This is a genomic window from Photobacterium sp. R1 (assembly GCF_054600795.1).
In genome coordinates this window covers 241,599-257,984 of record NZ_BAAHZP010000004.1, presented here as the reverse complement: position 1 = coordinate 257,984, position 16,386 = coordinate 241,599, and the positions used below count along the sequence as shown (strand labels likewise).

Annotated in this window: 13 protein-coding genes; 6 read left to right on the top strand and 7 right to left on the bottom strand. The window is 54.1% G+C overall.

Annotation, left to right across the window (positions count from 1 at the left end):
* Positions 1-77 precede the first annotated feature (77 nt).
* A complete protein-coding gene (locus ACYP03_RS09035) occupies positions 78-1,298 on the bottom strand; it encodes an ammonium transporter (protein ID WP_330960556.1) in 1,221 nt (406 codons plus the stop codon).
* An 831-nt stretch (positions 1,299-2,129) separates the two neighbouring features.
* Between ACYP03_RS09035 and ACYP03_RS09030 the strand changes: the two genes are divergently transcribed.
* Positions 2,130-2,771 carry a helix-turn-helix domain-containing protein gene (locus tag ACYP03_RS09030; protein WP_248141288.1) on the top strand — a complete coding sequence of 214 codons (642 nt, stop codon included), beginning with the start codon at positions 2,130-2,132 and terminating at the stop codon, positions 2,769-2,771.
* 121 nt (positions 2,772-2,892) lie between these two features.
* Entirely contained in the window at positions 2,893-3,447 is a 555-nt protein-coding gene (gene yjjX, locus ACYP03_RS09025; RefSeq protein ID WP_459779287.1) for an inosine/xanthosine triphosphatase, read from the top strand.
* A gap of 69 nt (positions 3,448-3,516) precedes the next feature.
* Here yjjX and trpR read toward each other — a convergent pair whose 3' ends face one another.
* Together trpR and sltY are read right to left on the bottom strand one after the other, a co-directional pair.
* A complete protein-coding gene (trpR, locus tag ACYP03_RS09020; protein WP_330960554.1) occupies positions 3,517-3,834 on the bottom strand; it encodes a trp operon repressor in 318 nt (105 codons plus the stop codon).
* 103 nt (positions 3,835-3,937) lie between these two features.
* Complete coding sequence (gene sltY, locus ACYP03_RS09015; RefSeq protein ID WP_459779284.1) at positions 3,938-5,875, bottom strand: murein transglycosylase; 1,938 nt, start codon at positions 5,873-5,875, stop codon at positions 3,938-3,940.
* Positions 5,876-6,159: 284 nt separating this feature from the next.
* Here sltY and ettA point away from each other — a divergent pair, with 284 nt between their 5' ends.
* Positions 6,160-7,827: an energy-dependent translational throttle protein EttA gene (gene ettA / locus ACYP03_RS09010; protein ID WP_248141292.1), complete on the top strand. Its 1,668-nt coding sequence runs from the start codon at positions 6,160-6,162 to the stop codon at positions 7,825-7,827.
* Positions 7,828-7,997: 170 nt separating this feature from the next.
* Positions 7,998-8,369 carry a PilZ domain-containing protein gene (locus ACYP03_RS09005; RefSeq protein WP_459779436.1) on the top strand — a complete coding sequence of 124 codons (372 nt, stop codon included), beginning with the start codon at positions 7,998-8,000 and terminating at the stop codon, positions 8,367-8,369.
* 3 nt (positions 8,370-8,372) lie between these two features.
* Here the strand turns inward: ACYP03_RS09005 and radA are convergent, their stop codons facing one another.
* The gene (gene radA, locus ACYP03_RS09000) at positions 8,373-9,761 is read right to left on the bottom strand and encodes a DNA repair protein RadA (RefSeq protein ID WP_248141293.1); all 1,389 of its coding nucleotides are present in this window, start codon (positions 9,759-9,761) and stop codon (positions 8,373-8,375) included.
* A 61-nt stretch (positions 9,762-9,822) separates the two neighbouring features.
* Between radA and ACYP03_RS08995 the strand changes: the two genes are divergently transcribed.
* Positions 9,823-12,330 carry a PilZ domain-containing protein gene (locus ACYP03_RS08995; protein ID WP_459779281.1) on the top strand — a complete coding sequence of 836 codons (2,508 nt, stop codon included), beginning with the start codon at positions 9,823-9,825 and terminating at the stop codon, positions 12,328-12,330.
* Positions 12,331-12,459: 129 nt separating this feature from the next.
* Here ACYP03_RS08995 and serB read toward each other — a convergent pair whose 3' ends face one another.
* Entirely contained in the window at positions 12,460-13,413 is a 954-nt protein-coding gene (gene serB / locus ACYP03_RS08990; protein WP_459779279.1) for a phosphoserine phosphatase, read from the bottom strand.
* 113 nt (positions 13,414-13,526) lie between these two features.
* On the opposite strand from serB, the gene ACYP03_RS08985 reads away from it, so the two are divergent.
* Positions 13,527-14,144, top strand: coding sequence for a YtjB family periplasmic protein (locus ACYP03_RS08985; protein WP_248141296.1), 618 nt, complete (start codon positions 13,527-13,529; stop codon positions 14,142-14,144).
* 192 nt (positions 14,145-14,336) lie between these two features.
* On the opposite strand, the gene deoD is transcribed toward ACYP03_RS08985, so the two are convergent.
* Positions 14,337-15,059 (bottom strand): purine-nucleoside phosphorylase, encoded by a 723-nt coding sequence (gene deoD / locus ACYP03_RS08980; protein ID WP_459779277.1) that lies wholly within the window; start codon positions 15,057-15,059, stop codon positions 14,337-14,339.
* 94 nt (positions 15,060-15,153) lie between these two features.
* A complete protein-coding gene (locus tag ACYP03_RS08975; protein WP_459779276.1) occupies positions 15,154-16,374 on the bottom strand; it encodes a phosphopentomutase in 1,221 nt (406 codons plus the stop codon).
* Positions 16,375-16,386 lie beyond the last annotated feature (12 nt).

Sequence of the window (16,386 nt, the reverse complement as noted above, 5' to 3'; positions counted from 1 at the left end):
TAACAACTCACTAGATAACAGTACACACGAAAAATGCCGCACAAGGCGGCATTTTCAATGGCTGAAGTTCAATCAACTTATTCCATGTTGATCGCACTGATCTTATGGATGGCCAGATCGGCGCCATTAAATTCGTCTTCTTCGCTCAGGCGCAAGCCGGACAGTTTATCGACCAGACCGTAAACAATGAAAGCCCCGACAAGTGCGATGACAATGCCGATGCCGGTACCCATCAGCTGAACCACCAGACTGACACCGCCGATGCCGCCCAGCGATTGCAGACCAAAGATCCCTGCGGCAATACCGCCCCAGGCACCACACACGCCGTGCAGGGGCCAGACGCCGAGTACGTCATCAATTTTGGTGTGATTCTGAATATAGGTAAACAGCCAGACAAAAACCGCTGCGGCTACAATCCCGGTCACGAAAGCACCCAGCGGGTGCATCAGATCGGAACCGGCACACACGGCAACCAGTCCGGCCAGCGGGCCGTTGTGAATAAAGCCGGGGTCGTTTTTCCCCAGAATAACCGCAGTAAGAATACCGCCAACCATTGCCATCAGTGAGTTCACCGCAACCAGCCCGCTGACGCCATTGATCGACTGTGCCGACATCACATTAAAACCGAACCAGCCGACACATAAGATCCAGGCGCCCAGCGCCAGAAACGGAATATTCGACGGGGCGAAGTTGGTGTGTTTTCCGGCCCGGATCCGGCCTTTTCGCATGCCCAGGAGCATCACAGCGACCAGTGCAATCCAGCCGCCGACCGCATGCACCACCACAGAACCGGCAAAATCGTGGAACACAGCACCGAACTGGTTTTCAAACCAGGCTTGCAGGCCAAAATTGCCGTTCCAGATCATGCCTTCAAACAACGGGTAGACAAAGCCGACAATAAAAAAGGTGGACACCAGCACCGGATTAAACCGGGCGCGTTCCGCAATCCCGCCCGAGACAATCGCCGGAATGGCGGCAGCAAAAGTCAGTAAAAAGAAAAACTTCACTAAGGCAAACCCGTTCCCCTCAGACAGGGTCTGCGCATCTTCAAAAAAGTGCGCGCCATAAGCCAGCCAGTACCCCACGAAGAAATAAGCCACCGTTGAGACCCCAAAGTCAGCCAGAATTTTCACCAGCGCATTGACCTGATTTTTCTGCCGGACGGTCCCGACTTCCAGAAACGCAAACCCGGCGTGCATCAGAAACACCATGATCGCGCCGAGCAGTAAAAATAGTGTATCCGCGCTTTGTGTCAGGGCCTGCACGGCCCCGGAAACCTGCGACATCGATTCAGTCATTGAACTCTTCCCTAAGTTCGCACAAGAACTGTGCAAAAAACAACCAATAGCCCTAAAAGAGGGCAAAACTTTACAAGACTCAGGGTTAAGCAATAAGTGTTCCAAAAACACCAGACATGGACACGACTGAACAGCAATAAATCAAACTATTGATATTTAATCAAATAAAAAACAAATCTCGTATTATCAACATCGGGCAAAGGCTTTACGCCTGCACCACGAGCGTGCTGGATGACCTAAAGTTGTGCAAGAAGGTTTTTTGGGAATCGGAAAAATGCCATTCCACATTCAGCCATCTTCAGCCATCCTTATTCGCACTTTTCGCATTGCCTGTATGCATGAGCTGCTGGCAGACGCCCAATTGAGTCAAAGCACACCCAGAGACATACCTGGAGGGAATAATATCAGCATTCGCTATAGATAAACTGCACATCGCAAGCCGGGATATGAAATCGTTTACAAAAAGAAAAGCGTTTAAACGCTTGGAATCAAGTTCACATCTTTTGGCACAAATATCAGAAAACCTTGGGTTGCATATCATAAAATATGCACAAAACCTCACTTTTCATGCAATAAGCTTATTTCTTGAGGGAAATTGATATGATATTTTTATGCGCAGCTGGCAGGTCAATTTTCCTTACTGGCTTATTTTACTGAGAAAATATTGTACCCTTTTTTACCCAACCAAGTGCAAAAGCATATTCCTTTAACGAAATCCATCGCACTTTTCAGCTTGAGTAAAGCCTTTAGACAAGGATATCAGTAAAATAATTTATGACTTTTGCGAATGCCTTTCGCATTCATTCTCACTGCGAGCGGGAAGCCATTCATATGGAATATTTAGAGCGAATTAAGCGCCTGGCGAAGATCCAAGGGATCAGCCAAAAACAACTCGGTGAAACACTGAGTCTTCAACAAGGGACGATGAGCCGGAAACTGTCCGGTAAGTACGGCATTGAAGTACGCGAGCTGGAAAAAATCGCGGAAACACTCAATACTTCAATCAGTTATCTGCTGACGGGTCAAATCGACTCCGGAACGCAGGCAACAACCGCCATCAGCCACGAAACGGGACATCATTCGACGTCAACCTACATTCCGATCATTCACCGCAAAGACTATCTGTCTTATCGTGAAGGCGGGAATGTCGAGGTACTGAGCAAACGTGCGATCCCGCAACACCTGGATCGCGAAGACTGCCTGGGCCTGCTGGTTGATAACGAAAACATTGCACAGTGCGCACCACTGGGCAGCTATGCGCTGGCCACGCGTAAGGCACCCTACCGTCCGAAGCAACCTGTGTTTGCCTCGGTCCGCGGCAGCGAGCCCGATTTTTATCATATGACGCAGCTGGCTGACGGTGTCGTCTTCTCCACCTCACAACCGGACTTTCCAAACCTGTTCGTCAACCACGACGAATTCAAAATTCACGGTTATATCATTCAGTCCGACTGGTCATTCGACCGCCTCTGATCGCAAATTTAGTGCTCCTGTCGCTCCCCCCTGACTCACAAATTCATCCGGTTTCGTCAGTCAGGGGTGACAGCGCCCCTTCAAATCGTACAATAGCGGCATGAAACTGAAGGAGCATGCCATGTCTATTGCTACACCATCCCCCGCCACAGAGATCCACGTCATCGTTGCATCCACCAATCCGGCCAAAATCCGGGCCGTTGAGGCAGCCTTTTGCGACGTCTTTCCCGGGCAGACGCTGAGCATCCGGGGACTGGCGGTTGACAGCGGTGTCCGCGCCCAGCCGATGTGCGCCGATGAAACCCTCACGGGTGCACGCAACCGGGTCGAACATGCCAAATCACAGCAACCGGATGCTCACTTCTATGTCAGTCTGGAAGCCGGCCTTGATGAAGGCGCCACCTTTGCATGGATGGTCATCGACAATAGACAGGTGCGGGGTGAATCACGTTCAGCGTCCCTGCCGCTGCCGCCTCAGGCACTGGCTCGTTTACATGACGGTGAAGAACTGGGCGACGTGATGGATGACATGTTCCAGCAGCAGAACGTCAAACAGCAGGGCGGTGCGATTGCCATGCTGACCGGCCACAAGCTCAGCCGCAGCAGCGTTTATCAGCAGGCACTGATTCTGGCGCTGATTCCGTTCATGAACCCGGCCCTTTACCCCGCAGAATAAGCAAAAAAAAGCACCGGCCCTGTCGGAGCCGGTGCATGTTCTCGAGTGCTGTCAGTCAGACACGAATACTTACTGAGCGTCCTGCTGTTTTTTCAGGATATCCGACAACCACTGACGGATGTCTGCATCATGGTGCTTCAGCTCATTGGACCCCCGGGTGATGGTCGCCACGCCGACGCCCAGCAGTTCGCTGATCTTCCGCTGACTGCGGTCGCCGTTCAGCAGCTCATGAAAAATATTCACCCGGGCAATCAGCGATTCCCGCTCATCCGGGGTCAGTAACAGGCGCAGCAGCAGTTCATCTTTGCCCTCGGCTGATGCCTGACGGAACAGGGAGACAATTTGCTGCCAGTCAGTAAATTCCGGCGTATCGGCTTGAGATGACATGGTTTTCCTCAGTCTTCGCCTGTGCAAAACAAGTTCCTCTGCACAGGCTGGTTAACGCTGACCGGATTCTACCCTGAACCGGAGCCGATATCGACTCTCGGCCTCAATACTGCGTGTTCAGTTCCTTGCTCGTCAGCAACTCCGTCGGATTCCCGGTCAGTTTGTCGTAATACACCTCAAACATCAGCACATTCTGAACATAGCCACGCGTTTCACCAAAAGGAATAGTTTCCATAAAAGTAAAAGCGTCCAGCTGACCATCGCTGAGCTCACGCCAGCGTGTCACCCGCCCGGGCCCGGCGTTATAGGCCGCAAAGGCAAAAATACGGTTATTGTCGTAACGTGCCAGCATCATCTTGAGATAACCACTGCCCAGACGGATGTTGACCTCGGGATCTAACAAACTGTTGCTGCCTTTGTATTTGTAACCCAGCTTCCGGGCCGTATGCTTGGCGGTCGCCGGCATCAGCTGCATCAGTCCCCGCGCCCCCACCGGAGACATCGCCTGCGGGTTGAGGGCACTTTCCTGCCGGGCCAGCGCCATCATAGTAGTCATCGACAGTTCACGTTTTTTCCCGAAAGACTGGAACTGATCTTTGAATGCCAGCGGAAAACGCAGTGACAGATGCTCCCACATCTGACCGTAAATCGTGGCCTGTACCGTCAGATGATGCCATTGATTCTGATCGGCATACCCTGCCAGCGGCCAGATGGCTTTCGGATCGAGATCTTTCAGCAGATACCACCATTCCAGATTGGCATCATAGACCTTATCCTGCGCCAGCATTTCCTCAATCCGTTTCAGGGCCGGCAAATAAGGCGTCACATCCCGCTCCGCTTCGGTCAGCGTATCGACGGGAAAATCAATTTTCTCGCCCAGCACCGTCGCGGCAGCCGCGCTGTAGAAATTCCGCTCTCCGAGCAGTGCCTGATACTTCGGCTTTGCGGCAGCCGGATCGCTTTTCGCCAGCAGATGCGCCTGCCAGAACTGCCAGCGCAGCGTGCGCTGTTCTTCCTCAGACAGCTCCGAAATCCAGTCCTGCGCCTCATTCCAGTGTGCTTGCCGGAGGGCAACACGGATCCGGCGTTCAATCAGGCCGTCATCGCTGCTGTCCCGCAGCACCTGATCCCGCCAGCGGATTTGCTCCTGATTCTCGCTATCCATCAGCCGGGATGCGGTGAAATCTGCCAGGGCCTGTTTCTGCTCAGCACTGAGCTTTTGCCCCTCAGCCACCTGTCCGAACTGTTTCAGTGCAGCCCCGACGTCCGAAAACACCAAGCGCTGATACGCCAGCGTACTGAGCTGACGGTTAAAATCATTCACCTTGCTGCGCTTGGCAAAATCTGCCACCCCTTCCGGATTTTTGTACAGCGACAGCATGGTCTTGCCTTTTTTATCTGCCTTGCCGGTCAGTTGCTTATCCAGAAACTTCAGCAGACCATAGTTCCCGGCATCAAACACCAGCAGCATCCGGTCCAGAATCAGCTGACTGGTCCGTTTTCCCGCTTTCTGCCAGGCCGCCAGCAGCGGGTCGCAGTCATCATCCAGCGACTGTCCGGTCAGCCATAACGACTTGGCGCCAGCCCAGGCATCTTCTGTGTGACCGGTTTTGCTGAGTGCATAGTAATACTTGCACTGATAACTCTCCCGGTATGGCGGTTCTTTCTGAAAATCGACCATGTCCTGCCAGCGCTTGGCATCGACCAGTTCATCCAGATAGGCATAGCCCAACTTGATCGTGAAAGGAAAATCCTGATATTTATCGATAAAAGCCCGGACTTCCGCAGGTTTCCGGCGGGCCAGCCCGTCCTGAAACTGGCGGTAATCCAGATAAGGTGTCAGTGGGTAATCATTGAGTTTCGATCGGTACGACTTGTAAGTAGCCTGATCATCACTTTCCAGTGCCGCTTTGGCAGCCTCGTACCACGTTCTTTGCTGCTCCAGCGAAGCGGCCTGCGCGACGCCTCCACCCAGCAGCACCCATAGTCCAAGACCCAGAATCCAGCGACCCCGACGGTGCACAACTGCTTCAGACTGCATACGTCTCCTTTCCAGCTAATTTATTGTCTGCGCTCAATATGTTAGCTTTCCCTGCCACACCCAACGTCAGCCCGGCGTCAGGCTCAGGTCAGAAAGCCAGAGAAGCCTTCAATTTTCTGATCTGCGCTCCAATTTGTATGCGTTCAATCTGCCCCGGAAGGCGTTCACCTGATAGAACGGTCATCTATTCATCTTAATCATCATTGTGAGACATTGCTGTTAAACTTAGGCCCAGAATGGTTAAAATACCCCTTTCTCCTTAGATCTAGAGATGACTTACGGAAATGGCTGAATACGTCTATACCATGTCGCGCGTGAGCAAAGTTGTGCCACCTAAGCGACAGATCCTGAAAGATATTTCACTGAGCTTCTTCCCGGGCGCGAAAATCGGCGTACTGGGCCTGAACGGTTCTGGTAAATCCACCCTACTGCGGATCATGGCCGGCATCGATACCGATATCGAAGGTGAAGCCCGTCCGCAACCCGGCCTGAATGTCGGTTACCTGCCACAGGAACCCGTCCTGGATGAAGAGAAAACGGTTCGTGAAGTGGTCGAAGAGGCCGTCTCTGACGTCGCAAATGCATTGGCACGTCTGGATGCTGTTTACGCGGCATACGCGGATGCCGATGCCGATTTCGATGCCCTGGCGAAAGAACAAGGCGAACTGGAAGCACTGATCCAGGCGAAAGACGGCCATAATCTGGACAACACCCTGGAGCGTGCTGCTGATGCCCTGCGTCTGCCGGAGTGGGATGCCCAGATCAAGCACCTGTCCGGTGGTGAGCGCCGCCGTGTCGCGATCTGCCGCCTGTTGCTGGAAAAACCAGACATGCTGCTGCTCGACGAACCGACCAACCACCTGGATGCAGAATCTGTGGGCTGGCTGGAGCGCTTCCTGGTTGATTACACCGGTACAGTGGTAGCCATCACGCACGACCGTTACTTCCTGGACAATGCTGCCGGCTGGATTCTGGAACTGGACCGGGGTGAAGGTATTCCATGGCAGGGCAACTATACGTCCTGGCTGGAGCAGAAAGATGCCCGTCTGAAGCAGGAAGCCTCCCAGGAGAAAGCGCGTCAGAAAACCATCGAGAAAGAGCTGGAGTGGGTTCGTCAGAATCCAAAAGGCCGACAGGCGAAATCCAAAGCCCGTATGGCCCGCTTTGAAGAGCTGAACACCACAGATCACCAGAAGCGGAACGAAACCAACGAGCTGTTTATCCCGCCGGGTGAGCGTCTGGGTGACAAAGTCATTGAAGTCAGCAACCTGACCAAATCGTTCGGTGATCGCGTCCTGATCGATGATTTGTCCTTCAGCATGCCGAAAGGTGCAATCGTGGGCATCATCGGTGCCAACGGTGCGGGTAAATCAACCCTGTTCAAAATGCTGAGCGGCACCGAGCAGCCGGATTCAGGCAGCATCGAACTGGGCGACACCGTGACCCTGGCGTCTGTTGAACAGTTCCGTGACAGCATGAACGATACCAACACCGTGTATCAGGAAATCTCTGAAGGCAACGATGTCATTCGCATCAACAACTTCGAGATTCAGTCCCGCGCTTATGTGTCCCGTTTCAACTTCAAAGGCAGCGACCAGCAAAAACGCATCGGCGAGCTGTCCGGTGGTGAGCGGAACCGTGTCCACCTGGCAAAACTGCTGAAAGCCGGCGGCAACGTGCTGCTGCTCGACGAACCAACCAACGACCTGGACGTTGAAACCCTGCGAGCACTGGAAGAAGCCCTGCTGGAATTTCCGGGCTGTGCCATGGTGATCTCGCACGACCGTTGGTTCCTGGACCGGATTGCGACTCATATTCTGGATTACCGTGATGAAGGTCAGGTGAACTTCTTCGAAGGCAACTACACCGAATACACCGACTGGCTGAAAAAGACCCTGGGTGCGCAGGCTGCAGAGCCACACCGCATCAAGTACAAGCGCATTGCGAAATAATCACTTCCCTGCAAAAAATGAAGGCTGCCTCCGGGCAGCCTTTTTATTTGGGGCGGTATATCCAGCAGTGATGATTGAAGGTTCTGTCAACAAACCGTTGTGTCAATTGGGCAAGCCGGAAAGATGGCCCTACACTCGAAGATATCAATCCGTGAAGGTGTACACAGATGATGAAAGAAAGACGCCAGTTTATCCGCATTGTGTATCAGGCTCCGGCGACGCTGCGGCAGGGGGACTTCCAATGGAATACCGCCCTGAAAGATATCTCGCTGCATGGCATCCTGCTTTCCCGTCCCGACGGTTGGCAACCCGGGGGCGATCCGGCCTTTCAGGTTGATGTCGTCCTGCCGCAGACCGATGTCCACCTCACGATGCTCGCAGAGCTGGTCGATCAGAACAACCACAGTCTGCGGATGAAAATCGTCAATATCGATATCGACAGCATTTCCCATCTGCGTCGCCTGATCGAGCTCAATCTCGGCGATGATGCGCTGCTCCACCGCGAGCTGGAGCATCTCGCTGATCTGGCTGAAGATGAGTAGCCGCTAACCGGCGACCCGTTCAAAAGCCCCAAGGGCTTCCTGCAAATCTTCAACCGGGATAATTTCAATGCCCGGTAAAGATCGGCTGGCATTGGCTTTGGGGATAATCGCCCGGGTAAAACCCTGCTTCGCCGCTTCCCGGATCCGCTCAACGCCATTGGCAGAAGGACGGATATCCCCGTTCAGGCCAATTTCACCGAACACCAGAACATCCTGCGGAATCGGTGCATTCTTGAAGCTGGAAAAAATCGCCAGCAGCACCGAGAGATCTGCAGACGTTTCTTCAATCCGGATCCCGCCGACACAGTTCACGAAGATATCCATATCCGACAGCATCACCCCGCCGTGACGGGCCAGCACCGCAATCGACATCGCCAGCCGGTTGGAATCGTAGCCCACGCTCAGGCGTCGCGGTACTTCGGTCAGTGACTGGTTACACAGCGCCTGAATTTCCACCAGCAACGGCCGGGTACCTTCCCACAGCGTGGTACAGACTGAACCGGCGTGGTTTTTGTTGGAGCGGCTGAGGAAGATAGCCGACGGGTTCTTCACTTGCTTCATGCCGGTTTCTGTCATGGCGAAAAAACAGGACTCTGAGTCTGCCCCGAATCGGTTTTTCGACGTTCGCAGCACCCGGAATTTTTCATCAGAGGTCGACGACAGGGCGAACAGGCCGTCCACAATATGGATCAGTTGCATCGGACCGGCGACATTCGAATCTTTGTTGATATGGCCGACAATCATGAAGGTCACGCCTTCCGTCTTGGCAAACCGGGTCAGTGCCGCTGCCGACTCTTTGACCTGACTCGGACTGCCCGCAGCAGAATCATTGTGCGCCACGGTCATGGTCTGAATCGAGTCGATAATGACAAACTCGGCTTTCTGCTCCTGGATATGGTGCAGGATCTGTTCAACCGAGGTTTCAGCAACCACCTGAATTTTATCGATATTGGGCGTCCCCAGGCGCTTAGCCCGCTGGGAGATCTGATGAATAGATTCTTCACCGGAGACATACAGCGCCTCACGCGAGCCCGCCACAGACCCGATACTTTGCAGCAGCAAAGTGGACTTACCCGCGCCCGGATCACCACACAACAGCAGGACTGAGCCAGGCACAATACCGCCGCCCAGTACCCGGTCCAGTTCAGAGATCCCGGAACTGAACCGCGGCAGATCTTTGCTCTCAACCTCAGACAATTTCTGAACCTTGGTCGTAGCTCCGGCATAACTGCTGGCGGTACCGCCACCGACGCTGCCCAGCGCAGACTTGGTCTTGGGGATCGTAAATTCTGTAATGGTGTTCCAGGCGGCACAGGCATTGCACTGCCCCTGCCAGCGTGGAAAATCAGCGCCGCATTCACTGCAGACGTAAGCTCTTTTGGTTTTCGCCATTGTAACCCTTCAGTGACCCAAGCCCGTGGCCTGCCAAACCGTGCGGCAGCAGGTGAATAAAATGACGAATAAACAGCCAGGATATGCGCCAGGCCAGACTTTCCGTCCACAAGCTTATGACAATTTTCATTTTTACTGCACAATTGGAAATCATACCCGATTGAGACCAAATGCTAAAACCACTATGTTGCTGGACGAATACAAAGGACTGATTGAACAATTGCTGCCTGCTTATGACAGCGAGGATTTCAACGACTTATTTCTGCACCTGACCGCAGACTTAAGTGGCCCGGCCCGCCTGCAGGTCAAAATGGAGCTGAACCGAGTGATGGCCCCCTGCCGTCAGGCGATTGATCTGCGTGGCAAAGTCAACGGCGAATGCCGTCCGTACGAGCTGCATGGCATGACCCACTGGCTGGATGATGTGGCGATGAACGTGTACCGCCGACGCATCAAAGCTTATGGCGATCAGTACCGGATCGGCCTGTATGAGTCGCTGATGAACACCCGCAATAACTTCCGGGTCATGCAGCAACAGCAGCAACAAAAGCCACAGGAACCGCAACCCGCAGAGAAAGAAGCGCCGGTTGCAGAAGAAGTCTCGCCATTTTCGGCAGAGCTGCTGCGTTTTGGCTACCATCTCAGCCGCAGTGAGCAACGGGTCCAGCTCACCACCCCAGTCGTATTGATGCTGCCCTATTCGCAGGAGGTCAACGGGACCACGGCCGATATCTCGCCATCGGGTGCACGTTTTCGGGTATCGTCTGCTTTCCGTTACTTTGAAGGGCAAATGATCACAGCTTATTTCCCCGAACTGGCCAAACAGTTAAAGGACGACCGCCTGATTCAGGGGATCACATACCGGGTACTGGGCGTCACACCGCATGCAGACAATGACAGTTTCACCTGGCTGCGTCTGGTGCTGGTCGAACCGAGTGAAGCCATCAAGGCTGCCATCGAAGCCCGCCTGCAGATGGCCTCGAACCGCTCACGCCGCAATTATGAAGATAAAATCATTCAGACCCGGACCCGGGGCTACGAGCACTGTTTTCTGAAACATACCAGCAGCATCCCGATGTTTTTTGCCGGCAGTGAACTGAAATACTGCCTGCTGACCGAACATAACCGCCATGTCTGGGAACACTGGCATGACGAACGCAATCAGTCGGTGATCAACCATCTGTTGTCTGAAGAGCGGATCAGCACGCTGGGCAGAGAAGGACTCAGCCAGTGCAGCACCCTGATCTACAGCTTTACCCATCAGCATGAAGAGAAAACTTATTTTTATTCGGCTGCACTGCCGGAGATGGGCGTCGAGGAACGGCAACTGTTCTGGCATATCGGTGCGGCCCGGGAAAGCTGGCGAGTGGTTCGCCTGACGCTGTATCCGATCAGCCAGGAAGACCGGAATCAGTTACAGGAAATTGCCCCGGAACTGCTGGAAACCCTGTCGACTCTGACCCATATCGGTGTCTTGCAGGATCTGACGAATCTGGCCGGAAGGCATGATTACCGCCTGACCGAAAAACCGGCTTTGCCGAGCAAACACCTGCAGACATTTCGCCACCCGCGCAATCCGGTGTCCGGGACCCGGGCAATCTACTTCGACCCGAAACCACAGCGCAGCGAATCCCGCTTCCTGTTCAAAACGCCGGTTACGCTTCAGCTACCGGCTGAATCCGGTCAGGAAGGTGTTGTCGTTAATGGCCATACCGTCGATATTTCCACGCGGGGACTGAATCTGCGTCTTGCAGAGCCCCTGGAAGCCAAACGCGGCGATCAGGTCAAAGTGACTTTTGATGAGCTGCTGCAAATGGCCAAAGAGGCACCACTGCGGCGTATCCCTTATCAGGTGGTTCGCCTCAGCCCGGATCGGCGCAATGTTCAGTTCGAGTCCGGTAACGGTGAAGATGTCACCCGCAGTGAGCACTTTCTGCGCCGCCTGATCAAACACAATGAAGCACGTCTGCCGGTCAGCGAGGAAATCATGCCGGCAGGTCCGCTGTTGCTGGCAATGCACCAGATGCTGCTGACCCGCCTGAACTGCCTGCCATTTTTCTGCGAGAAAATCGACAATCAGGTCAAGGTAAGGGCGATGGGCTCCAACAAACCGCTGCCAACACTGGGTAAACTGTTACTCCAGCATGGTGAAGGAAAACGGGTCTCGCTGGCCCCTATCTTTCAGAACCGGGTCAAGCAACTGCTGAGCGAACCGATGCGTCCTGTGGCCGTCAGCCAGCCTTATGTCCGTGAACTGTATCTGGCGATTTTGCCCCAGTCGGGTGCCCAGCCCAAAATGATCAGCAAACTCTTCGATGATTTCCCGACCGGTGAAAGTCGCCGCCGATTTGCACAACAGGCCCGCGAACAGGGACATTTCCTTGCCATCCGGATCGCTGCCGTGCCGGTGATGGACCCGACCACGGCGCTGATCAGCCGGGAGCTGGCCGAACTGTCCCGGGTCGCGATGCACCGGGCCCGCTCACTGGAGATAGAGTTTACGTCACTGACAGGATTCGGCGAATTTTACGACATTACCGATGAGGTCTTACTGCGGCTGGGACTGTAACGATTTCCTTTCAGGGATTCGTTCGATGATCCCCTGAGAGCAACGTGTCGCATGACAATTGTCATTCCCGCACAAGCGGGAATGACGGGGTGATTGAGATGGCAACCTCAGCGACTGATTCCGGTTGACTTACCAGCCAATCTTCTGAGGCCACAGCGAAGCAGACAGCAGACAAAGCACGCCGCCTAAATCGGCATAACGGACCGCAGCCGGTGCCGTGGCCTGAACTTTCGGCTTGGCATGATAGGCAATGCCCAATCCGGCCGCAGCCATCATCTTCAGATCGTTGGCACCATCACCGACAGCGACAGTATTGTGTGCTGCAATGCCGTATTCTTCGGCCAGCTCACGCAAAATATCAGCTTTTGTCTGTGCATCCACCACTTTCCCCTGCACCTTACCGGTCAGCTGACCGTCGATAATTTCCAGCTGATTGGACTGGGTATAACTCAGGGCCAGCGTTTCTTGCAGATAGTCCGAGAAATAAGTAAAACCGCCTGAGGCAATGGCCGTCTTCCAGCCATAGTGATGCAGCGCATCCACCAGTTCCCGCATTTCCGGCATCAGCGGGAGTTTCTGGCGGACCTGCTCCAGAATCTCCGCACTGGCGCCTTCCAGCGTCGCAACCCGCTGGCGCAGGCTCTGTTCAAAATCAAGCTCTCCCTGCATGGCTCGTTCGGTCACTTCAGCAACCTGTTCACCAACCCCGGCCAGTTTGGCAATCTCATCGATACACTCAATCTCAATCGCCGTTGAGTCCATATCAAACACCGCCAGCCCCGGCTGAGACAAATCCGGCAGGGACTGGTACGGAGCATAATCGATTTCATGCGCTTCCAGAGACTCGGTCAGGCGCTCAGTCAGCGGGTTTGCCAGCAAAAGTACCTCGTAGGGGCCGACTTTCCAGGCCGCAATCACCGACAACGGTTCACCGCTCTGGGAAGCAATGCGATCGAGACATTCCGGGGTCAGGGGCTGGCGACTGTAGATCACAGCCGAGACGTTTTTCACATCCAGGTTGCTGCTGGCAACACTCTCAGGAAAGCGGGTATGCAGCGAAGTATGTTTCTTAATGGTCAGCACGGTATATCACATCCATGTAAAAGCGTTTTCATCTCCCTTCAAAGTACCCTATTGCAATTTGTCAGGGCAAGTCCCAATATTGTTCAGTTAGTTTCATGAAAGAAGTCCCCACTATGTTTAAGTTCAAAACTGTACGCATGCAACGTATCTGGCAGTTTCTGGTATTGGCCCTCAGTTTCGTCGGCCTGATCACCATGCTGGAGTATGGTGCCCGGCTGAATCAGAACAACTTCGACATGCTGAGTGAACAAACCCAGTCTCTGTCCCGCATTATTGCCCGACAGGCGGCCAGCACGGCTTCCGATGATATTCTCGACAAAGATCAGGACCGGCTGCAGGCGCTGGTGAACCGAATTTCCGATGAACCTCTGATTCTGGATGCCAGTGTTTACGATCTGGAAGGCTCGCCGCTAGCACAGACTGAAGACGCCATGCCACTGGAACAAATCTCCGGTCTGACAACCCCTCTCTCAACCGCAAGCATTGGCCGCCAGCAAATTGTCCAGCCGGTGCTGACAGATGATGGTCAGATTGTCGGCTATCTGCGTCTGACGCTGGAGCACGGCAAGCTGGTTCAGCATGCGGCGGATCAGATCGAAAGCATGACCAATACCGTCCGCGGACTGGTGATTGCCGCGCTCTTCATCGGCTTTGTACTGGCCTATACCTTCGGCCGCCGCAAAGACGTCTGGCACTTCCCGTTCCTGCTGACCGCAAATGCGAAGGACTGAGGGACCGAACTCCGGCTGCGATAGCAATCGGCTTCCTGCACCGTCACTCAAAGAATCAAGTCATAAAAAAAGACGACCGGTGGGTCGTCTTTGACTTGGTTGGGGCCAAAGCCCCGTGCGCGTCCGCCCTGACCGGGCAGAAATCATTTATGCGTCCTTGATTTAAGCGTCCTTGGCTTAAACGTCTTTGGCTTAAGCCTCTTTGTCACCCAGCAGCACAGATTCCAGGGCAATTTCCATCATTTCGAGGAAAGTGGTCTGGCGCTCATCTGAAGTTGTTGCCTCACCCCGCAGGATATGGTCAGACACAGTACAGATGGTCAGGGCTTTGGCACCGAACTCGGCAGCGACACCGTAAATCCCGGCCGCTTCCATTTCCACACCCAAGATGCCGTACTTATCCATGGTCTTGAAGAAGTCAAAATCCGGGTTATAGAAAAGATCTGCAGAGAACAGGTTACCGACTTTCACTTCGATACCCTTGGCTTTCGCGGCTTCAACCGCATTCTGAACCATGCCGTAATCCGCAATCGCCGCAAAATCATGGCCGCCGAAACGAATCCGGTTGACTTTTGAGTCGGTCGAAGCACCCATGCCGATCACTACATCACGCAGATATACGTCATCACGAACAGCACCACAGCTGCCAACACGGATGATTTTCTTGACGCCATAGTCTTTAACCAGCTCCGTGGCGTAAATAGAACAGGACGGAATGCCCATACCATGGCCCATCACGGAAATTCTGCGGCCTTTGTAAGTCCCGGTGAAACCGTACATGTTGCGGACATTACAGACTTCTTTGACATCTTCCAGGAAAGTGTCGGCAATGAACTTGGCACGCAGCGGGTCACCCGGCATCAGGACGACATCTGCAAAATCACCCATTTCGGCATTAATATGTGGAGTAGCCATCTGTTCGCTCCTTCTTGTATTTGGATTGCCTCACCCCATCCGGAGCGAGGCCAGTTGCGCATTCAGCGTCAAACATTACCGCGCTATCATGCGGTTACAGGAAAGACTGACCGAAATCCATGGCCGAGATACCGAAGTAGCTCGCCAGACTCTGACCGATATCGGCAAACGTCTCGCGACGCCCCAGAGAACCGGCCGGGATTTTCGGACCACTCACCAGCACAGGAATGTGCTCACGGGTATGATCAGTGCCCGGCCAGGTTGGATCGCAGCCGTGGTCAGCGGTAATTACCAGTACATCATCTTCTTTGAGCTGGGACAGCAACTCAGGCAGACGACGGTCGAAGTATTCCAGCGCGGCAGCATAACCGGCGACATCGCGACGGTGGCCGTAGGCCGAATCGAAATCAACGAAGTTGGTAAATACAATGGTGTTATCACCGGCTTTCTCCACTTGTGCCAGCGTGGCATCAAACAGCGCTTCCAGGCCGGTCGCTTTGACTTTCTGGGTGATCCCGCAGTGCGCATAGATATCAGCAATCTTACCGACAGACACCACCTCACCCTGCTTCTCTTCCACCAGCTTCTGCAACACGGTTGCTGAAGGCGGTTCAATCGACAGGTCACGGCGGTTACCGGTCCGCTCAAACTGACCTTTCTCCGGACCGATGAACGGACGGGCGATCACGCGGCCGATGTTGTAATCTTCCAGCTCTTCACGCACGATTTCGCAAAGTTTCAGCAGATTATCCAGGCCATACGTCTCTTCATGACAGGCAATCTGGAACACAGAATCCGCAGAGGTATAGAAAATCGGCTTGCCGGTTTTCATATGCTCTTCACCCAGATCATCCAGCACTTGTGTACCGGATGCATGGCAATTACCCAGGTAGCCCGGCAGCTGAGCGCGCTCAACGATGCGGTCCAGCAGTTCCTGCGGGAAACTGTTGCTGGTGTCGCGGAAGTAGCCCCACTCAAACAGTACAGGAACACCGGCGATTTCCCAGTGGCCGGACGGTGTATCTTTACCGGACGAGATCTCGGCCGCATGGCCGTAAGCGCCCGTGATTTCTGCCAGCGGATCCAGACCCGCCGGGAACTCACCGCACGACTCTTCCGCCGCCTTACCAAGACCCAGACGGGTCAGGTTTGGCAGATTCAGCGGACCGCTGCGGTCGGCGTTATCTGCACGGCCTTCCGCACAGGCTTTCGCGATATGGCCCATGGTGTTTGAGCCTACATCGCCGAACTTGACCGCATCTTCCGTTGCGCCCAGGCCAAAGGAATCGAGTACCAGGATAATTGCTCTTTTCATCATTGCTCCAAT